Source organism: Candidatus Pelagibacter sp. PS_02, assembly GCF_059418065.1.
The window spans coordinates 368921-388347 of record NZ_CM182079.1; the positions used below are offsets into that span (position 1 = coordinate 368921).

Sequence of the window (19427 nt, forward strand, 5' to 3'; positions counted from 1 at the left end):
ATTTAAATTTAATCAATCCAATTAGGAAAAGGTAATCCTTTTTCTTCAAGAAAAGATTTGTTAAACATTTTAGTAGCGTACTTTTCACTTTTATCACAAAGAATTGTTACAATAGTTTTTCCAGGACCAAGCTCTTTACCTAATCTAATTGCACCAGCAATATTAATTCCACAACTAGTACCAAGGCTTAAACCTTCATTTTGAATTAGATCATAAAGTATTGGTAGTGCTTCATGGTCATCAATTGAATAAGCATCATCAATTTTAGCATTTTCAAAATTCTTTGTTACTCTACTTGAGCCAATTCCTTCAGTAATTGAACCACCTTCAGATTTTAATTCACCATTTTTTATATAATTATAAAGAGCAGATCCTTTTGGATCAGATAGAAATATTTTAATATCCTTATTCTTTTCTTTAAGAGCATTACTTACTCCTGAAATTGTTCCACCTGTTCCAGATGAACATACAAATCCATCAACTTTACCTTCAGTTTGATCCCAAATCTCTTGTCCTGTTGTTTCATAATGACCCTTAGCATTTGCAACATTGTCAAATTGGTTAGCCCAAACAACTCCATTGTTATTTGACGGTCTTAATTCGTCAGCAAGCTTTGCTGCAACTTTTACAAAGTTTGCATCATCCTTATAAGGTTTAGCTGGAACTAATCTTAAATCAGCACCAATGTTTCTAAGAAGATCTTTTTTTTCTTGGGTTTGGTTATCATTCATTACAATGATTGTTTTATATCCAAGTGAGTTACCAAGTAGACATAAGCCAATACCAGTATTACCAGCAGTACCTTCAACTATTGTTCCACCTTTGGAAATTAATTTTTTGGTCTCTGCATCTCTAATTAAAGCAAGTGCCGCTCTGTCTTTTACAGAACCACCAGGGTTCATAAATTCTGCTTTACCATAAATATTACAACCAGTAATCTCTGATGCAGCTCTAAGTTTGATTAAAGGAGTATTACCAATTCCAGAAATAAAGTTGTCTTGAATATTTTTCATTAGTTTGAAGTATTTTTATCTACCTCTTCTACAGCATAAGGTTTAAATTCTTCAGTCGCTGTTCCAACATTTTTAGCAGGTATTCCAACCATTACTGCATTTTCAGGAACATCTTTAGTAACAACGGCGTTAGCTCCAATTTTAGCATTAGCACCGACCATTACAGGGCCTAATATTTGTGCACCAGAACCAACGACCACGCAGTCGCTTAATGTTGGGTGTCTCTTAACTTGTCTTTGATTATTTGAATTAATACTTGGAGCAATACCACCTAATGTTGCCATATGATAAATAGTTACATTGTTTCCAATTTCTGAAGTCTCACCGATTACAACACCCATACCATGGTCAATAAATAAATTTTTTCCAATCTTAGCTCCTGGATGAATTTCTATTCCAGTAAAAAACCTAGAGAGTTGAGAAATCATTCTTGCAACCAAATAAAATTTGGCTAGTTGAAAAAAATTAGCAATTCTATGAAAAAAAACTGCTTTAACACCAGGGTAAGTTAAAATTAAACTTATTTTAGATTTTGCCGCAGGGTCTCTGTCAATTATAGATTGTAAAAAGTCGTTCATTTTTTTGCTAGTGTTGATTATAATTTTATATTGCTTTATATAAGCTTTAAATAAGCAATTTAAAGAGGAAAATCCATGTACAAAAATACCAACTGTTTTCATTTAGCAATACCTTGTGGCGATTTAGAGAAAGCAAAACATTTTTACAGTGAAATATTAGGGTGCCGATTAGATAACTCGGCTCAAGAATGGGCAGATGTAGATTTTTGGGGAAATGAATTAACTCTTCACGCAAGCGAGCATAAACTTGAAAGCGAAAGACATGATGTTGATATGGGTAACGTTTCTGTTCCTCATTTCGGTGTACATTTATCTAGAGAAAATTTTGATGCTCTTAAAAGTAGACTAAGAGAAAAAAATACTAAATATTATGATGAGCCTTATTTAAGATTTAAAGGAACAAAATATGAGCAAGAAACTTTCTTTGTAAAAGATCCTAATGAAAATATTTTAGAGATCAAAACATTAACTGCAAATCCTGGCTAAACTTTTAAATGACAAAAAAAGTAGCTGCATACAGTGAAATTTTATATCATTTAATAAATTTTCGAACAGACCAATTCCAACAATTAAAAAAGATGTTAGGAATTGATTACGATTCTTTCATGATACTTTCTGTTATGGGGGCCCATTATTTAAAACATAGTGATAAGTTAGGATCAGATTGGGAAGCTGTATGGGAAAATTTAAGAACATCAAAAATAGAGGAGTTTTATATAGCACGTAAGTTAACAATTTATGCTGTAGCAAATATTTTAAATTTACCAAAAGAAACTGTTAGAAGAAAAATAGAAATTTTAAAAAAAAAAAATTAATAAGTCATTCAACTAAAATGGGTCTTTTACCAACAAACAAAACCGAAGAAATAATGAAACCTTTTGCTGAAATTGAATTAAAAACTCTTTCAAAATTTCTAAAAAATCTAAAAAAAAATAACACTTTAGAAAAAGTTTTAAATTTCTAATATTTGTAATACCTATAAAACCTATTTTGGGTCTATAAAACCTAAACTGGGTTTTTTTTTAATATCAATCTTTTTTTATTTTTATAATAATTCTTTTAATGAAATTTATAAAAATATTTTTAACATCACTCTGTTTAATAATCACAACTGTAGCTAATGCAGATGTAGCCTCTCAAGCTTTAAATAAAGTATCTGAAAAAATATCAAATTTAATCCCAGGAGAAGGAATTACTGAAGTATCTTTAGATTATAATGATGGTGATGAGGATCAACTTAACTTTTCAATATTAGGGGTAAGAGATATTGAAGCCACAGATAATTCTAATTTTTTTACTCAATTTAGCTTAATGAACCAAGAGATAAATAGCTCTGGAAGAATTATTGGAAACATAGGCTTAGGTTATAGAAAACTATCTGAAGATAAAAATTTTATGTTTGGCGCAAATACTTTCTACGATAGAGATTTGACAGATGGTCAAGACAGATTAGGCCTTGGTATTGAAGCTAAAGGTTCAATTTTAGATTTAAGTGCAAATAGCTATACAAAAATTTCAAACTCTGAAGTTGTTAATGGTGATAGAGAGCAAGTTTTATCTGGTTGGGATTTTAACTTAACATCTCAAATTCCAAGAGCACCATGGGCTAGAATTAATTATAATGGTTATAAATGGGAAGCTGAAAAAGGATCTGCTGATCAAAAAGGTAATATTTATTCTCTAGAACTAGATGTAACAAACTCAGTAGAAGTTGTTGCAAGTTTAGACAAATCTTCACTAAATGGTGTGGATGATGAAACTTCTTTAAGTATTAATTATATTTATCCACCAAAAGAAAAATCTATGGTGATGTCTGACGGCTTATCAAATGACATGTATGAAAAAAGCAACATGGAACAAAAATTAAAAGAAAAAGTTAGAAGAAGAAATAAATTAGTAATGGAAATTCAAGGATCAGTCGTCATGACTAAAAAATAATTATGAATATGATTAAAAATTTAATTTCAAAAATATTTATTATTATTTTTTGTTTAATCTTTACGAATAATTTATATGCAGCAGAAAATGTTAAAGGAGCTGCAACAGAATATATAATAACAATGACTAAAGTTGAATTATGTGAAACTGGAAGCACAATATCTAATTGTTTAAACCCTATAAATATAACAACTGGTAATGGTGCAACAGCCGACATAGCTTCAGTAGAAGCTGGAGTAACAGCAGCAACAGTTGCAGATTTTGGAAAAGCTACATTAGGAAAAACTTATACGTATATTCAAACAACCATGTCAAGAGCAATGACGATAACAGGAACTGCAGGAAATTGTAAAACTAAAGCAGGTATAAACGGGTCTTTAGGTGGTTCTGCAGGAGGTGCAGCAGTTGGTCATACTGGTACAGCGGGCTCTGCAATATTATATGTTCCGCACTTTACGCAGGATACTACAAATTATTCTATGATGGAGGGATCAAATGCTGACGGTAGTTCATTGGCTACATTAGCAACTGTAAGAACAACTGATACACATTTTAGATCAAGACAAATTTTAACATCACCTTACACTCCTGTTGCTGGATCAAGCCCTACAGTTTTTGTAGCATTTGACACTTCAGTTGCCGTAAATGAAGTTGATGATGCAAGTTGTACTGATGCTGGACTTCAAGCTGCACCACCTACAGTAACTCTAACAGTTCAAGGTCAGTAATTTTCTTTGAAAAAATTATTAGTATTCTTTTTAACCTTCTTTTTTTCTAATTTAACTTTTGCAGCAGACGAAAAACCTGGAAGGTTTTTTGAAGACCAGCCTGATGTAACAGATGACCATCAAATACACTTTATTTATTTACTGCCATCTGATGGTGAAGACAGAGAGCTAGATATAAATGGTAGCATGGAAAGTATTTTAGAAAAAGTAAACAATACAATGTTTGAAGCTACAAAAGCAAATAAGGGTTCAGGTGGGGTAGGTAAAAAATACAGATATGATTACAGAAAAGATGGAAAACTAGATATCACATTTATTAGAACCAGTAAAAACTGGAAAGAATTACAAGATAAAAGTGTTAACACTCAAATGGGTCATTATTTCAATCAAGTTGGTGGTTTTAACAATAAAAAGAAAACATATTTCCTATGGACCGATGTTGATAGAGGAAATCATGGTGGAGATGCTGGTGTTGGAATAGGTGGAATATTTGTTAAAAGTAATGGTAGATCTGGAGATGTAATGAAACATGAAAAAGATTTTTTAAATATTAACCTTCATGAGATTTTGCATACTCAATTAATGGGAATTAAATGTATTAAAGGCATGGGAAAAATTCATTATTCAAATCATTCAAATGGTGGTGATAATCATATGCTTAGTAGTGGAACTAAGTTAAATAAAAATTTATATACCCATAATATTGAAGGATGTCCTCAGCTTATAGATAGCGTTTATCTAACACCAACCTCAGAAGATCCATACAATCCTTATGAGATAATGTGTGAAAGAAATCTTGGAAAATACACTCACCCTAAGTTAGTTAAAATAATGAAGAAAGCTGAAAAATCTAACAAGTGGTATAAAAATAGAATTGCACCAACTTGTAATTGGAGAGACTGGACAGGAAAATTTGCAAAGTCTGGTAAAAAGTTTGGTTTCTTTGGTGAGATGAAATAAATCTTGCTTTAGCACACTTAAGATATTAGCTTTAAATCTTAAATGACAATCGACTATAAAAAAATTTCTCAAAATCTAAAATTTGAAGGTAGAGCCTTTATTGATGGTAAATATGTAGATGCCATTGATGGCGAAAAATTTGAAAATATAAACCCTGCAACAGGCGAAGTCCTTTGTGCAGTTTCAAAATGTAATCATAAAGATGTTGATTTAGCAGTTAAAGTTTCAAGAAAAGCTTTTAATAGTGGAATTTGGTCCAGAACATCTCCAGAGTTTAGGAAAGATGTCTTACTGAAATTTGCAGAATTATTAAGACAAACTGGTGAAGAAAATTCAGTTCTTGAATGTGTGGATACTGGAAAATTAATTGGAGATTGTATTAATGAAGTTGCAAATGACGCGCCAATGCATTTTCAGTGGTATGGAGAATTAATAGATAAAGTATTTGGTAAAGTTGGACCAACAGAACCATCACTAACTAGTTTAATTGTTAAAGAACCCATAGGTGTTGTTGCAGGAGTTGTTCCTTGGAATTTCCCTTTAATGATGGCAGTTTGGAAAATGGCACCAGCATTAGCTGCAGGATGCTCTGTTATAATTAAACCAGCAGAAGATACACCTTTAACAGCAATTAGAGTTGCTCAAATTGCAAAAGAAGCAGGTATTCCAGATGGAGTTTTAAATGTATTACCTGGCTTTGGTGATGTTGGTGAAGCACTTGGTAGACATGATGATGTTGATGCAGTTTCATTTACTGGCTCAACAGAAGTAGGTGGACTATTCATGAAATATTCTGGTGAAAGTAATTTAAAGACAATTGGTTTAGAGATGGGTGGTAAAAGTCCGTTCATCGTTTTAGAAGATGCAAAGATTACAGATAATTTAATTGATAATGCAATTAATTCTGCCTTTTGGAATGGTGGACAGAACTGCTCTGCAAATATGAGGCAAATAATTCACACTAAAGTTAAAGATGAATTTTTAGATAAAGTTTCCAAAAAAGTAAAAGCTCTTAAAGCTGGAGATCCATTAGATCCAAGCTCTAATATGGGATCAATGATTTCTAAAAAACATCTAGCAACTGTTGATGGGTACATTCAAAAAGGAGTTGATGAAGGTGCCAAATTATTATTTGGAGGAGTTTCAAGTAAAGATCAAAAAGGATTTTTTGCAAAACCAACTCTATTTGATGATTTAAAAGAGAACATGACAATTGCTCAAGAAGAAATTTTTGGACCAGTTTTAGGAGTTCTTACAATTAATAGCGATGAAGAAGCTTTAAAAATTGCAAGTAATTCAAAGTATGGATTGCACGCAAGTGTTTTTACTCAAGATATTGATAGAGCTTTTCATATGGCAAAAAGTTTACCTTGTGGAACTGTCTCTGTTAATACTTTTTCTGAAGGAGATATTAAAACGCCCTTTGGTGGATACAGACAATCTGGATCTTTAAGTAGAGATCAAGGTACAGAAGCTCTGGACCAATACCTTCAAACCAAGACTATTTGGATTAGTCATTCATAAAAAGATAAATAATATTAGGGATTATAAGTAGATAATTTTCTTTGACTTGCTCAAAAGTTTTAAGTTATGCTAGTTTTTTTAAATTAATCGAGAGGGATATAATGAAAATAATAAAAACTACACTTGTAGCTGGTTTGATTTCTTTATTTGCTACTTTTTCAACATTTGCTGAGAAAGTTAAAATTGGAGATCCAGGTTGGACAGGTGCAACAGCTATTGCAAATTTATTAGCAGCAGTTGTTAATGACAAAATGGGTGGAGAAGCAGAATTAGTTCCAGGAAATAATACTGCAATCTACGCAGCAATTGATAGAAGCAAAGGTGAGATAGAAGTTCACCCTGATATCTGGCTACCTAATCAACAGGCTTATACTAACGATCTAGTTCCTAAAGGAACTCTTAAGTTAAGTTCAAAACCTTATGAAGGAAACCAAGGATATTGTGTGTCTCAACAATTTGCTAAAAAAATGAATATTACAGCAATTGAAGACTTAGCTAGACCAGAAGTTGTTAAAGCAATGGACAGTGACGGAAATGGTAAAGGTGAGTTTTGGATTGGTGCTGATGGATGGGCTTCTGCAAATGTAAACCAAGTAAAACTTAGAGATTACGGTTTATACGATGCAGGCATTGAAGCAATCAGAGCTGCTGAAGCTGTAAAAAATGCAAGAGTGCTTGACTCTATTAAAAAAGGTGAAGGTTATGCATTTTATTGTTACAAGCCACATGCAATTTGGGGAATGGCTGATGTAGTTATGTTAACTGAACCTAAGTTCGATGAAGCAAAATACAAAATGGTTCAGCCTAAAGAAGATGCTGATTGGTACAAAAAATCTTATGTTGCATCAAAAGATGCTCTTAAGCAAATCCAAATCGGTTGGGGAACTTCTTTAGAAGCAAAGTCACCAGCGATTGTTGATTTCTTTAAGAACTTTCAATTGTCAGCAGACGATGTTTCATTAATGGCTTTTCAAATTTCAGTTGAGAAAAAAGATCCAGCTGATGTTGCTAGAACATGGATGAAAAACAATAAGTCTAAAGTTGATGGTTGGTTAGGCCTTTAAGTTAAACTAAATTTTACCCGGCAACCAAATTTGTTGCCGGGTATATTTCTTTAAAAAATTATTAAATTTTCGAACGGACTTGATGGACTCAGCTATAGAAATAAAAAATGTTTGGAAGATTTTTGGCAACACTTCTGTGGAAGCATTAAATGCCATTCAAAATAATCGTATTTCAAAACAAGAAGCTTTAGAAAAATATAATTCAGTAATTGGTGTATCAGATGTCTCTTTTGACGTTAAAAAAGGAGAAATATTCTGTGTAATGGGTCTTTCAGGAAGTGGTAAATCCACTTTAGTGAGACATATTAATAGATTACTAGAACCTACTTCAGGACAAATTTTGATCGATAATGAAGATGTAATGAAGTTTGATCCAAAAAGTTTACAAGATTTAAGGAATAAAAAGATAGGCATGGTTTTTCAAAACTTTGCTCTAATGCCTCACCGATCAGTTTTAGACAATATAGCAATGCCGCTTGAAATAAGAGGTATTAGTAAAAATGATAGATTGGATGCTGCTAATAAGATTTTAGATATTGTGGAACTTCAAGGTTGGGGAAATAAATTTGCCCATGAACTTTCAGGTGGAATGCAACAAAGAGTAGGATTAGCTAGAGCTTTAGCAGCGGATCCTGATGTTTTATTAATGGATGAACCTTTTAGTGCACTAGACCCATTAATAAGAAGACAGCTTCAAGCAGAATTTATCAAACTTTCAAAACAAATGAAAAAGACTACAGTATTTATAACTCATGATTTAGATGAAGCAGTAAGAGTGGGTCATAGAATTGCTATCATGAGAGATGGAAAAGTTATCCAAATAGGAACACCAGAAGAAATAGTAATGAAACCAGCAGATGATTATGTTGCTGATTTTGTAAAAGGAATATCTAGATTAAAAATTATTCAAGCAAAATCTATTATGCAGCCTGTTGATAAATTTGAAAAAGAATTTGGATTAATATCAAAAAATTTAGAAAGCGTTCATGAAAATGATTTACTAAATAAGTTGATAGAAAAATCCTCTATTAAGGATGAGCCGATATTAGTAATTAATAATGAAAATAAAAATATTGGTATAATAACACAGGCAGACTTATTAAAAGCTGTTGTAGAGGGCAGTGATGGATAATAAAGCAAACAGAAACCCATCAAGAGATGAATTAATTACTGACTTTGTAAAAAGTAATCCAGACTATTATATTAAAGAGTTTAAAAAAATTGGTAGCAAGCCTACTTACTCATTTTCATTTAATTTATTTGCATTCATATTTGGACCAATTTGGTTTGGAATGCGTAATATTTGGAATTGGACTTTAGCTTTTTTAATTATTGAAACTTTTTCAGTAGTACAAATAATCAGAGGTTTATTTGGTAATATTACGGCAGAGGCCATTGCTAAAGTTGAACAAGTAAAAGGCACTATAGCCTTTAGAAATAAACAATTAGAAGCTGCGATAGAAAATAATCCAGACAAAATTGATGTCTTTGAAAGAAACATAAAATCCTTAGAGGATGCTATGCAAGGTTATTTAGATGAAATTACGAGAATAGAAGCTTCAGCAATTTGGATAGCAATTTTTGGTTTTATTTTATTGATAGGAGTTAAAATTGTTCAGGGTGTTTTGGCAAATTCAATTTTAGAAAAGAAATATTCTGAATGGTTATCCGATAAATCTATTCATCCAGGGATGCAGATGAAAAATTACATTTTAAGTGGTGTTTTTACCACTGTTATAATGATTTTTACAGTTATCCATTACAGTTTTCCGGGCTTACTTCAGATAATGGATACGTTCCCAACACATCCTGAAATAAGATTATTTTCAATTAAATGGATAGAAATTGTTTTTGATTATGCCGTTGTTAAAGGAGATTTAATTTTTACAGCTATAACAATTGGTATTAGGTCCGTATTAGATTTCTTAGAATTATTGTTTGTTAAAACTCCTTGGATTGTAATTATAACTGCAATTGTAACTTTAACTGGGTTATCAGCAGGACCCAGGGCTGCAATTTATTCTACAGGATTTTTATGTTACATGGGTTTTTTAGGTTTCTGGGTTAAAGCAATGACCACACTTGCTTTATTAGGAACTGCTGCAGTTTTAAGTATAGCAATAGGAATTCCGCTTGGAATTTTCTGTGCAAGACGACAAAGATTTTATTCATTAATTAGACCGATAATGGATTTCATGCAAACAATGCCAGCTTTTGTATTTATGATTCCAGTAATAGCGTTTTTTGGAACTGGAAAGGTTGCAGCAGTAATTATTACAATGATTTTTGGTGGTACACCTGTTGTAAGACTTACAGTTTTAGGGTTACGTGGAGTGCCAGAAACAATTCGAGAAGCTGCTATCGCATACGGTGCAACTAAATGGTATTTGCTGAGAAAAGTAGATCTGCCACTAGCTACACCTTCAATTTTAGCAGGTGTGAACCAAACAGTAATGTTAAGTTTAGCCATGGTAGTTGTAGCATCCCTAATTGGTGCAAAAGGTTTAGGTCAAGATGTTCTTGAGGCATTGCAATATGCTAATGTTGGACAAGGTATACTTGCGGGTATAGCTATTTTATTTGTTGCATTAATACTTGATAGGGTTGTTCAGGGTAAAAAAAGAGTTTAATAAAACTTAATGGATTATTTAATATTAGGTTTTTTAACTGGGTTAAGTTTAATTCTTGCAATAGGTGCTCAAAATATATTTGTCATAGAACAAGGCTTAAAAAAACAATATATTTTTATTGTATGTTTAATTTGTTCAATTTCAGACTTTTTATTAATTTTTTTAGGAATTTTTTTATTTCAGTATCTAAATCATTTTTTTACTCCAACTATTGAGTTAGTTTTTAATATTTTACTTTTAATATTTTTATTACATTTTATTTGGGGAAAAATTAAAACTAAAGTTTCAGAAACTTCATTTGATGTGGATAGTAAAACTAATAATTTATCTAACATTGTAGTTAAAACTTTAGGTTTTACTTTTCTTAATCCACACGTTTATTCAGACACTGTGTTTTTCCTTGGAAACTTCTCTAAAAGCCTTAGTCAAGTGGATAAGTATTACTTTGGTGCTGGGGCAGCCATTTCTTCATTCCTATTTTTTTTTATAATAGGATATCTTTCAAAATATTTTTCTAAATATCTTAAAAGTGCAACAGTGTGGAAAAGAATAAATTATTTGATTATTCTTTTTATGTCTATTTTGGCTTTAACAGTGCTAATGGAAATTATATAATTTAACTAGAATAACCGTACTTTTTAAGCCTAACGTCGCCTGTTCTTGCATGTGCTTCCATTCCTTCATATCTAGAAATTCTTGCAGCTGCAGCACCAACTAATTCAGTAGATTCTTTTGTCATTCTTTGAAAACTTAAAGTTTTAACAAACTTACCAACGAATAATCCACCCGTATATCTTCCCGCACCTTTAGTTGGAAGTATATGATTAGTTCCTGAACATTTATCTCCATAAGCAACAGTTGTTTCTTCTCCAATAAATAAAGAACCATAGTTTGTAAGTCTTTTGTGAAACCACTCTAAATTTTCTGTCTGAACTTCTAAGTGTTCTGGAGCATACTCATCACTAATAGTTGCCATTTCTTCATCAGTATCACAAAGGATAACTTCACCATAATCTCTCCACGCTGCATCTGCGTTTGTTCTTGGAACTTCTGGTAGTTCAGCAATTAATTCTGGAACTCTTTTCATTACTTTTTCTGCAAGCTCTTTACTCGTTGTGTATAACCAACAAGGTGAATTATAACCATGCTCAGCTTGACCCACTAAATCTACAGCAACTATCTCAGGGTCAGCTTTAGCGTCAGCAATAATTCCAATCTCAGTAGGACCAGCAAACAAGTCAATACCCACTTTTCCAAATAAAATTCTTTTAGCTTCAGCAACAAATTGATTTCCAGGACCAACGATAATGTCTGCAGGAGGGTTATTAAATAAGCCATTAGTCATTGCTGCAATTGCAGGAACACCACCTAAATTTAAAATTACATCAGCACCACAAAGATCTGCGGTATAAATAATTGTTGGATGTGCACCCACTCCTTCTTTTGGAGGACTACAGGCAATAACGTTTTTTACACCAGCAACCTTTGCTGTTGTTACACTCATAACAGCTGATGCAATGTGTGCATAACGACCTCCTGGTACATAACATCCAGCAGTATTTACAGGTATTAATTTTTGACCAGCAAAAAGTCCATCAGAAAGCTCTACTTCAAAATCTTGACCATAATTTTTTAATTGAGCTTCAGCAAATTTTCTAACTCTTTCATATGAAAATTGAACATCATCTTTTGTTTTTTGATCTAATGTTTTTTTAATTTCTTCAATTCTTTCTTTAGAAACGATGATTTCTCCATCGTACTTATCAAATTTTTTTGTAAGATCGATACAACCTTGTTCTTTTGTAGTTTCGATATTTTTTAATAAATCCTGAACAATTCCAGTTGTTTTAGTATCGTCTGTTGACGATGTTTTTGGTGATTTTTTTAAGTACGTTATAGCCATTGTTTCCCTCTCTAATTTTGAAGCTTTATTTAAAACATTAATGTCATTATTTCAATGAAGAATTAGTCTAAAGCAACAACAGCTGCAGCAATAGAGGCTAATCTAGCTTGTGCTTCATCAGATCTACTAGTAATTACTATTGGAACTTTACCACCTACTACTACACCAGCTGCACAAGCTCCCATAAAATAAATCATCATTTTAACCAAACTATTTCCGGTTTCAACACTTGGAACTAGCAATACATCTGCATTACCAGCTACAATATTTTTAACACCTTTTATAGCGGCAGATTTTTTTGAAATACTATTATCAAATGCCAAGGGACCAAAAACATCAGCATTTAAATTTTCTTCTTTTGCAAGTTTTGTAATTTCATCTGCATCGATAGAGCTTGGTACACTATCTAAAATTTCTTCTGTTGCTGATAGAACTGCAATTTTGGGCCTTTCAATTCCTATACGGTTTGAAAAATCAATTACATTTCTTAAAATATGCATTTTTGTTTTTACGTTGGGTAAAACATTTAAAGCACCATCAGTAATTATAAGTGGCTTGCCGTCTTTAGTATTTGTCATATGCCATATGTGACTAAGTCTAGTTTTACCAAGTAAATTGTAATCTCTTTTTAAAATTTCTTTCATTAAGACATCTGTATGAATATGACCCTTAACAATAATTTTTACTTTATCTTGGCTAGCAAGTTTTGCAGCAATAGCAGCAGTATTATTTTCAATAGGTTCATCAATGATTTCAAATTTTGAAATATCCCATTTTAAATCTTCAGCACATTTAAGAATTTCTTTTTTATTCCCTATAAAGATAGGTGTTATTAAATTTTCATTAACAGCATCTTGAACTGAAAGCATTGGTAAAGGCAACCCTGCATTTACGATTGCAGCATTAACACCTTTTTTCTTATGTGCATGATCCAGAAGGTTATTAGGACAAACAATTTCTTTATTTGAAAGCATGAGGTATATTTAGTCTGAATTTTTAAAAAGTATATACTGTAAATTGATAATGATTAAGCCTTTTAAATTAGATATTCCCGATAAAGTACTTCAAGAAATATACACTAAAGTAAAAAATTACCCATGGCATGAAATGCCAGATGATGGTGGCTGGAAATATGGAAGTAATCTTGATTATATGAAAGAGATCTCAAATTATTGGATTAAAGATTTTGATTGGAGAAAACATGAGGCAGAAATAAATCAATTTCCAAATTTCACAACTATTGTAGATGATATCGAAATACATTTTATTCATGAAAAGGGAAGTGGGTCCAACCCAACACCTTTACTTCTTATGCATGGATGGCCTGGATCGGTAATTGAGTTTTTACATATTATAGAAAGACTTGCACACCCTGAAAAATTTGGTGGAAACATTGACGATGCCTTTGATGTAGTGGTCCCATCATTACCTGGTTTTGGTTTTTCTGGGAGACCTTCAAGACCCATGGGACCAAGAAAAATAGCCAATACTTTAAATAAATTGATGACAGAAAACCTTGGTTATAAAAAATATTTAGCACAAGGAGGTGATTGGGGAGCAACTATTGCAAACTGGATTGGTTATGATCATTCAAAATCATGTAAGGCAATTCACATTAATTGTTTAACAATGCGCCACCCTGATGGTCCACAAACAAAACAAGAGGAAGAATGGCAACAAAGATTTAATACAGACCAAACAATGCAGGATGGATATAGAACTCAACAAGCAACTAAACCTCAAACTTTAAGTTATGGAATGATGGACAGTCCTGTTGGAATTGCAGCATGGATTATTGAAAAAATGTACTCATGGTCTGATTTAAAAGATAACAATATTGAAAGTGTTTATTCAAAAGATACACTCTTAGCTAATATTATGGTTTATGTAGTTACAAAAACTTTCAACACAGCTACTTGGATTTATTACGGAAGAAGAGAAGAGGGTGGACGTTTTTTTCCTAAAGATTTTAAAAAAATAGAAATTCCAACAGCTGCAGCAATTTTTCCAGCAGAAATGTCTGAGTGGCCACCAAAATCTTATGTAGATAGAATGTTTAATATTACTCAATGGACAGAGATGCCGAGGGGTGGACATTTTGCAGCCCTTGAGGAACCTGAACTTCTTGTTAATGATCTTGTAAAGTTTTCAAGATCTGTACGATAGTTAGATACTTTGTAAATATTCCAAGTCTTTTAAAACAGCTTTTGAAATATTAATTTCTTTTTTAAGATTACTTTTAAACCTATTAAACTTACTTTGTCCTGGGTAAAGAATTTCTTTAACACCTTTTATCTTAGGTAGTTTTTTTATAGTTTTGATATTGTCTTTTATTCTTTTATTGAAAGAATTTCCTACAAATAAATTAGGCTTTAAAACAAAAAATAGGTGACCAATATTTTGTGGACCACTAAAATCAGTAAATGGATCTTTAACTCTACCTGCATGATTACCACCTGTTAATACACCACTTAAAATATCAACCATCCAAGCTAATCCAGAACCCCTAAAACCAGCTATTGGTAATTGAACACCCTCTAATGCTTTTTTAGGATCCGTTGTTGGTTTACCAAATTTATCTAAAGCAACTCCCTCAGGAATTTTAGTTCCTTCTCTTGCTGCAACTCTAATTTTTCCTCTATTAATCATTGAGATTGAAGTATCTAAAATAAAAGGAACCTTTGATCCAGTAGGTGTTCCAAAACAAATAGGGTTTGTTCCAAATAAACTTTTTAAAGCCCCATGAGGTGCAACTGCTGGAGGTGCATTAGTAAATACCATTACCATTAAACCTTTTTTAACTGCTTGCTCTGCGTAATAACCAGATAAACCATAATGACCACTATTCTTAACTGCAACTAAGCCAATTCCAGTTTTCTTAGCATTGTTTATAGCAGTTTTAATAGCGGTATCTGCTGCAACAAAGCCAATACTATTGTTACCATCAACATGGGCAATGGATTGAGAAATTTTTTTAACTTTAATTTTAGCTTTTGGATTAATAACTTTTTTAGAAATACGGTCACAGTACATCTTAAGTCTAGATAAACCATGTGATGGAGCACCAACTAATTCTGCATTGATTAAGGCTTCAGCACAAATAGTGGCATGATCTTTGTTTAATTTATACTTAATAAAGATATCTTTAATAATTCTTTTTAATTTCGAAGATTTCATAGTTTAATAAAAGTTTGATTAACCTTTACCATGCCATGGAATTGTTTTGTCAATTATTTTTCTTAAAGCAACATCAAATAATAAACCTAACATACCCATTACAAAAATAGTTATCCAAATAACTTCATATTGGAAGTATTTTTTAGCAACGTTTTCAACAAATCCAATACCTGTAGTACCGGCTAAAAATTCAGCTGCAACCAAAGTTCCCCAACACATTCCAACAGCAACTCTAACCCCTGTTAAAATTTCTGGTAATGAGTTTGGAAATATTACATGTCTTAATATTTGCCATTTAGATGCACCAAGTGAGTGTGAAGCATGAATTTTAGACAACTGCGTACCAGCAGCTCCTGCTCTAGCAGAGATGATCATAATTGAAAATGAAACCATAAATAATAAGAAAACTTTCCCAACATTATCAATTCCAAATACAGTAATAACTAGAGGAGCCCAAGCTAATGGGGGTACCGGTCTATATAGTTCAATTAATGGATCAAAAAATCCTTTAGCAAATCTGTTTAAACCCATAAATAATCCTAGTGGTACACCAAAAATAATTCCAAGTACTAAACCTAGGAGAACTCTTAAAAAAGAATCCCAGATATGACCCATCGGAACTGGTATCTTAAATAATTTAAACTCACCTGTAACAACACTTAAGACTTTACTCTTAAAGTTTGGAGTAACAGTTCCATCAGCATTATGAATTGGATATGCCCCAGGCATAGCATCTGCAATCCAATCAGGTAATATAAAACCAACTATTTTACTTACATCCATCATTTCATACCAAATTAGAGGTACGTTTTTAAATCCAATACTGGGTTTAAGGAGTAGCACAAATTTATTAAAGGTATCAGACGGTTTTGGTAACCATCTTCCAGATCCTTGTTCAGAACAATTTGGTCCACTTGAAACAATTGTACCAGCAGGAAATAAAAAAATATCAACTAGTCTTAAAACACCTTGTTCTTTCTTTTGAACTTCATCAAACTCTATTATTGATTTTTGCATATCATCAAGAGTATTAGGTGGGAAAATACTTGCGTATTCGATTCTTCGAGCAATTTTTAAAACATCTTTTGCTAATGCAGAAGCTACTTCTTGGGTATTATCTAAACTAGATCGATAAGCTTTAATCTCATCCTTAATCTCTTTCATTAACTGTTTATATTTATAGTTATGATTTCTTATTTTGAAAAAGTCATTACTAATAAGAGTTAATTCTTTTGCAGCTGCATCAAATTTTAAACCCATTTTTGTTTCAGGAATAGTTGGTATTTCAACTGTATTTTCTACAGCGGTTGCAGAGGCTCCCCATTTCCCTTGTTTTTTTAAAGCTTCAATTCTTGCGTTCTCTTCTTCAATACTTTTAATTGGTGGATAGCTTATTTTTTGAAAATCTTCTGTTAACCAAGTAATTCTATTTGTTAAATCTCGAATTTGACTTTTTGTTTCTTCTTCTAAAAGGTCAATATTGGTTAACAATGGAATTGATTGTTGAGTTTTTGCAATAAATTTTAAAAGAGTAGTTTTGTCTTGCTCTCTTATATTGGGTGAATTTTTAATTTCATTAGCTAGTTTTTGTATATTTTTGTTTTCACCTTTGATTATTGAAGTACTCTTAAATTCACGTTCTTCAATTGGAAATAAATATTTTAACGAAAGTAAAGAGTCGTTTACTTTTGCAACCTGACAAAGTTCATTTGCAGACTGGGGATAAAATGATTTCGCCATATCCCAAGAATAGTAAAGCCAAGTTAATAGTAAAAAACTACTACCAACAATAACCCAATGAACTCCACCTTTAGCTCTTTCAGGATTACCAAATACAGCATCTAATTTTTCAGTTTTTGCTAATTTTCTTCCATACAAAATAGATCCAATAACTGCAAAAATTACTACGAATGTTATAATACCTGTTAGCATACTAAATATCTTTACCCATAATTTCTTCTTCCATATTCCAAATCATAGTTAGAATTTCTTCTCTAGTGCTTACAAAGTTAGGTGTTTTTTTTATCTCTCTTAAATCACCATCAATACCCATTGATGCAAAAGGAAGATTATATTCTTTATGGATACGACCTGGTCTTGGTGCCATTACATACAATCTTTCACCTAGTAGTAAAGCTTCTTCAACTGAGTGGGTGATTAAAATAATTGTTTTTCCTGTTTCTTTCCAAATTTTTAAAACTAAAGACTGCATCTTCTCTCTTGTTAATGCATCTAATGCACCTAATGGTTCATCCATTAAAATTAGATCAGGGTCATTAATCAAGCATCTAGCAAGAGCAACCCTTTGCTGCATACCTCCAGATAATTGATAAGTAGGCGTGTTACCAAAACCTTGTAGACCTACTATATTTAACCACTCTTCAACTTTTTTTGCAGTTTTAACTGGGTCTTCTTTTTTCATTCTCAAACCAAAATCAACATTCTCTGCAACAGTTAGCCATTCAAATAAAGCACCTTGTTGAAAAACCATTCCTCGTTCAACACCAGGACCATCTATTTCATTACCATTAAGAGCAATAGCGCCCGAAGTGGGTCTTAGAAAACCAGCGGTAATATTTAGTAGAGTTGTTTTTCCACATCCTGAAGGACCAAGAACAGTTAAAAGTTCACCTTTTTTAAGTGTAAAGTTTACATCTTTTAATGCATGAACTGTTTCTCCTTTAGGAGTTTTAAAGATCATGTTTAAATTCTGAGAAATTAAATCACTCATAAGACAATACTATATTAGAATTTTTTTAAAAAAATAGGCACCAATTTATTAAATTGGCGCCTATTTAAATTTATTTAACTCTCTAAATTAAAGAGGTAAAAAGCTTGTATCAACTGCTCCGTTAGGAGTACCCATTCCTTTTAAAAATCCACTTAGATTTCCAGAAGTCATAGATTTTTCAGTCTCTTCAGGTGTAAGAAATTTAAATCCGCTTAAAGTTTCTTTCATATCACCAAGCTTCATCTCAGCATCTTTAGCGATAACATTTAAATCACTTTTACCTGCTGCATATCTAGCATTTGCTTCATGAGTTACTTCTATGAAAGTTCTCAGCATACCTGGGTTCTCTTTCATAAATTTGTCAGTAACAGATGTAATGTCAATACCTAAGATACCAGCATCACGCGCTTCTTGAACTGTTAGTAATCTACTTCCAACTGCAGTTGCAGCTTTAATAGAATTTCCACCAAATAAACATGCCATTACAACATCACCAGAAACTAGTGCAGCAGCACCTTCTTCAGGATCCATTTGAATAACTGTCATTTTACTTTTATCAGCGCCAACAACTTTCATACTTTCATCAAAAACATACTCAGCCATTGTTCCTAGAGGAACAGCAACTTTTTTACCTTCTAATTCAGAAGCGTTAGCTTTTGTAATTCCAGAAGCATTAGATGTAACACAAGTTGTTCCACCCATTCCGTATTCCATAGCAATATCTACAAGTTTTAGCGGAGCTTTTGATTTAACAGCATTGATAAATGGCACTAAGCCTTGTGAGTAAGAAATATCAATATCTCCAGCTAACATAGCATCAGTCATTGCACCACCGTTTGAAAAGTTAGTCCATTTAACTGGAACACCTAGAGCTTTATCAAACATCTTTTTAACTTTGTCTTCTTGGTTTGGAGTAGGCCATTCTAAAAAGAATGCAACTCTAACTTCTTTAGCAGCAGCGTTAGCAACTGACATTGATAAGTTAAGAGCAACTACAGCACCAAGAATAAAACTAATTATTTTTTTCATTATTATTCCTTTGTTAGTAATTTAATTAAATTATCTGTATTTAAATAGAATTTGGAATTGATGTAAAACAAATTTTAATTTTTATACACCTATAAGTTGTAAAATTATAAGCCTTAAAGAAAAAAATAATTATAGAAAACCTTTTGATTTAG

Annotated in this window: 20 protein-coding genes; 12 read left to right on the plus strand and 8 right to left on the minus strand. The window is 32.1% G+C overall.

Annotated elements, in window-relative coordinates:
- Window positions 1-8 precede the first annotated feature (8 nt).
- Together AC5SL4_RS01980 and epsC are read right to left on the minus strand one after the other, a co-directional pair.
- On the minus strand, window positions 9-1013 hold the full coding sequence (locus tag AC5SL4_RS01980; protein WP_027306629.1) for a cysteine synthase A: 1005 nt from the start codon (window positions 1011-1013) through the stop codon (window positions 9-11).
- Window positions 1013-1591 carry a serine O-acetyltransferase EpsC gene (gene epsC, locus AC5SL4_RS01985; RefSeq protein ID WP_494587501.1) on the minus strand — a complete coding sequence of 193 codons (579 nt, stop codon included), beginning with the start codon at window positions 1589-1591 and terminating at the stop codon, window positions 1013-1015. The genes AC5SL4_RS01980 and epsC overlap by 1 nt, the downstream gene beginning before the upstream one ends.
- Window positions 1592-1666: 75 nt before the next feature.
- Between epsC and AC5SL4_RS01990 the strand changes: the two genes are divergently transcribed.
- The 11 genes from AC5SL4_RS01990 to AC5SL4_RS02040 all read left to right on the plus strand — a co-directional run bounded on the left by AC5SL4_RS01990 (window position 1667) and on the right by AC5SL4_RS02040 (window position 11050).
- On the plus strand, window positions 1667-2077 hold the full coding sequence (locus AC5SL4_RS01990) for a VOC family protein (RefSeq protein WP_011281947.1): 411 nt from the start codon (window positions 1667-1669) through the stop codon (window positions 2075-2077).
- A gap of 8 nt (window positions 2078-2085) precedes the next feature.
- Window positions 2086-2406: a hypothetical protein gene (locus AC5SL4_RS01995; RefSeq protein WP_494587502.1), complete on the plus strand. Its 321-nt coding sequence runs from the start codon at window positions 2086-2088 to the stop codon at window positions 2404-2406.
- Between the two features lie 17 nt (window positions 2407-2423).
- Entirely contained in the window at window positions 2424-2555 is a 132-nt protein-coding gene (locus AC5SL4_RS02000; protein WP_494574253.1) for a hypothetical protein, read from the plus strand.
- A 98-nt stretch (window positions 2556-2653) separates the two neighbouring features.
- A complete protein-coding gene (locus AC5SL4_RS02005; RefSeq protein ID WP_027306626.1) occupies window positions 2654-3529 on the plus strand; it encodes an inverse autotransporter beta domain-containing protein in 876 nt (291 codons plus the stop codon).
- 2 nt (window positions 3530-3531) lie between these two features.
- A complete protein-coding gene (locus tag AC5SL4_RS02010) occupies window positions 3532-4257 on the plus strand; it encodes a hypothetical protein (protein WP_027306625.1) in 726 nt (241 codons plus the stop codon).
- Between the two features lie 6 nt (window positions 4258-4263).
- Window positions 4264-5217 carry a hypothetical protein gene (locus AC5SL4_RS02015; RefSeq protein WP_027306624.1) on the plus strand — a complete coding sequence of 318 codons (954 nt, stop codon included), beginning with the start codon at window positions 4264-4266 and terminating at the stop codon, window positions 5215-5217.
- Window positions 5218-5259: 42 nt separating this feature from the next.
- A complete protein-coding gene (locus AC5SL4_RS02020) occupies window positions 5260-6741 on the plus strand; it encodes an aldehyde dehydrogenase (protein ID WP_494587503.1) in 1482 nt (493 codons plus the stop codon).
- A 101-nt stretch (window positions 6742-6842) separates the two neighbouring features.
- Window positions 6843-7805 (plus strand): ABC transporter substrate-binding protein, encoded by a 963-nt coding sequence (locus AC5SL4_RS02025; RefSeq protein WP_006997122.1) that lies wholly within the window; start codon window positions 6843-6845, stop codon window positions 7803-7805.
- An 82-nt stretch (window positions 7806-7887) separates the two neighbouring features.
- On the plus strand, window positions 7888-8937 hold the full coding sequence (locus tag AC5SL4_RS02030) for a quaternary amine ABC transporter ATP-binding protein (RefSeq protein WP_020169282.1): 1050 nt from the start codon (window positions 7888-7890) through the stop codon (window positions 8935-8937).
- Window positions 8930-10435 (plus strand): ABC transporter permease, encoded by a 1506-nt coding sequence (locus AC5SL4_RS02035; protein WP_018414002.1) that lies wholly within the window; start codon window positions 8930-8932, stop codon window positions 10433-10435. The genes AC5SL4_RS02030 and AC5SL4_RS02035 overlap by 8 nt, the downstream gene beginning before the upstream one ends.
- A 9-nt stretch (window positions 10436-10444) precedes the next feature.
- Window positions 10445-11050: a LysE/ArgO family amino acid transporter gene (locus tag AC5SL4_RS02040; protein ID WP_006997119.1), complete on the plus strand. Its 606-nt coding sequence runs from the start codon at window positions 10445-10447 to the stop codon at window positions 11048-11050.
- Between the two features lies 1 nt (window position 11051).
- On the opposite strand, the gene hisD is transcribed toward AC5SL4_RS02040, so the two are convergent.
- Window positions 11052-12338, minus strand: coding sequence for a histidinol dehydrogenase (gene hisD / locus AC5SL4_RS02045; RefSeq protein WP_011281955.1), 1287 nt, complete (start codon window positions 12336-12338; stop codon window positions 11052-11054).
- A 62-nt stretch (window positions 12339-12400) separates the two neighbouring features.
- Complete coding sequence (locus AC5SL4_RS02050; RefSeq protein WP_006997117.1) at window positions 12401-13312, minus strand: bifunctional enoyl-CoA hydratase/phosphate acetyltransferase; 912 nt, start codon at window positions 13310-13312, stop codon at window positions 12401-12403.
- A gap of 49 nt (window positions 13313-13361) precedes the next feature.
- Between AC5SL4_RS02050 and AC5SL4_RS02055 the strand changes: the two genes are divergently transcribed.
- Window positions 13362-14504, plus strand: a complete 1143-nt coding sequence (locus AC5SL4_RS02055; protein ID WP_020169285.1) for an epoxide hydrolase family protein — start codon at window positions 13362-13364, stop codon at window positions 14502-14504.
- Here AC5SL4_RS02055 and AC5SL4_RS02060 read toward each other — a convergent pair whose 3' ends face one another.
- From AC5SL4_RS02060 to AC5SL4_RS02075, 4 genes are all read right to left on the minus strand, one after another.
- Window positions 14505-15515 carry an Ldh family oxidoreductase gene (locus tag AC5SL4_RS02060; protein WP_271479879.1) on the minus strand — a complete coding sequence of 337 codons (1011 nt, stop codon included), beginning with the start codon at window positions 15513-15515 and terminating at the stop codon, window positions 14505-14507.
- Between the two features lie 18 nt (window positions 15516-15533).
- The gene (locus AC5SL4_RS02065) at window positions 15534-17447 is read right to left on the minus strand and encodes an ABC transporter permease (protein ID WP_011281959.1); all 1914 of its coding nucleotides are present in this window, start codon (window positions 17445-17447) and stop codon (window positions 15534-15536) included.
- 1 nt (window position 17448) lies between these two features.
- A complete protein-coding gene (locus AC5SL4_RS02070; RefSeq protein ID WP_011281960.1) occupies window positions 17449-18246 on the minus strand; it encodes an ATP-binding cassette domain-containing protein in 798 nt (265 codons plus the stop codon).
- A gap of 87 nt (window positions 18247-18333) precedes the next feature.
- Complete coding sequence (locus AC5SL4_RS02075; RefSeq protein ID WP_018414008.1) at window positions 18334-19275, minus strand: ABC transporter substrate-binding protein; 942 nt, start codon at window positions 19273-19275, stop codon at window positions 18334-18336.
- Between the last annotated feature and the right edge of the window lie 152 nt (window positions 19276-19427).

Excerpts from the sequence above, each read along its gene's own strand:
- AC5SL4_RS01980 (WP_027306629.1), bottom strand. The coding sequence starts at position 1,013 with ATGAAAAATATTCAAGACAACTTTATTTCTGGAATTGGTAATACTCCT.
- epsC (WP_494587501.1), bottom strand. The coding sequence starts at position 1,591 with ATGAACGACTTTTTACAATCTATAATTGACAGAGACCCTGCGGCAAAA.
- AC5SL4_RS01990 (WP_011281947.1), top strand. The coding sequence starts at position 1,667 with ATGTACAAAAATACCAACTGTTTTCATTTAGCAATACCTTGTGGCGAT.
- AC5SL4_RS01995 (WP_494587502.1), top strand. The coding sequence starts at position 2,086 with ATGACAAAAAAAGTAGCTGCATACAGTGAAATTTTATATCATTTAATA.
- AC5SL4_RS02000 (WP_494574253.1), top strand. The coding sequence starts at position 2,424 with ATGGGTCTTTTACCAACAAACAAAACCGAAGAAATAATGAAACCTTTT.
- AC5SL4_RS02005 (WP_027306626.1), top strand. The coding sequence starts at position 2,654 with ATGAAATTTATAAAAATATTTTTAACATCACTCTGTTTAATAATCACA.
- AC5SL4_RS02010 (WP_027306625.1), top strand. The coding sequence starts at position 3,532 with ATGAATATGATTAAAAATTTAATTTCAAAAATATTTATTATTATTTTT.
- AC5SL4_RS02020 (WP_494587503.1), top strand. The coding sequence starts at position 5,260 with ATGACAATCGACTATAAAAAAATTTCTCAAAATCTAAAATTTGAAGGT.
- AC5SL4_RS02025 (WP_006997122.1), top strand. The coding sequence starts at position 6,843 with ATGAAAATAATAAAAACTACACTTGTAGCTGGTTTGATTTCTTTATTT.
- AC5SL4_RS02030 (WP_020169282.1), top strand. The coding sequence starts at position 7,888 with ATGGACTCAGCTATAGAAATAAAAAATGTTTGGAAGATTTTTGGCAAC.
- AC5SL4_RS02035 (WP_018414002.1), top strand. The coding sequence starts at position 8,930 with ATGGATAATAAAGCAAACAGAAACCCATCAAGAGATGAATTAATTACT.
- AC5SL4_RS02040 (WP_006997119.1), top strand. The coding sequence starts at position 10,445 with ATGGATTATTTAATATTAGGTTTTTTAACTGGGTTAAGTTTAATTCTT.
- hisD (WP_011281955.1), bottom strand. The coding sequence starts at position 12,338 with ATGGCTATAACGTACTTAAAAAAATCACCAAAAACATCGTCAACAGAC.
- AC5SL4_RS02050 (WP_006997117.1), bottom strand. The coding sequence starts at position 13,312 with ATGCTTTCAAATAAAGAAATTGTTTGTCCTAATAACCTTCTGGATCAT.
- AC5SL4_RS02055 (WP_020169285.1), top strand. The coding sequence starts at position 13,362 with ATGATTAAGCCTTTTAAATTAGATATTCCCGATAAAGTACTTCAAGAA.
- AC5SL4_RS02060 (WP_271479879.1), bottom strand. The coding sequence starts at position 15,515 with ATGAAATCTTCGAAATTAAAAAGAATTATTAAAGATATCTTTATTAAG.
- AC5SL4_RS02065 (WP_011281959.1), bottom strand. The coding sequence starts at position 17,447 with ATGCTAACAGGTATTATAACATTCGTAGTAATTTTTGCAGTTATTGGA.
- AC5SL4_RS02070 (WP_011281960.1), bottom strand. The coding sequence starts at position 18,246 with ATGAGTGATTTAATTTCTCAGAATTTAAACATGATCTTTAAAACTCCT.
- AC5SL4_RS02075 (WP_018414008.1), bottom strand. The coding sequence starts at position 19,275 with ATGAAAAAAATAATTAGTTTTATTCTTGGTGCTGTAGTTGCTCTTAAC.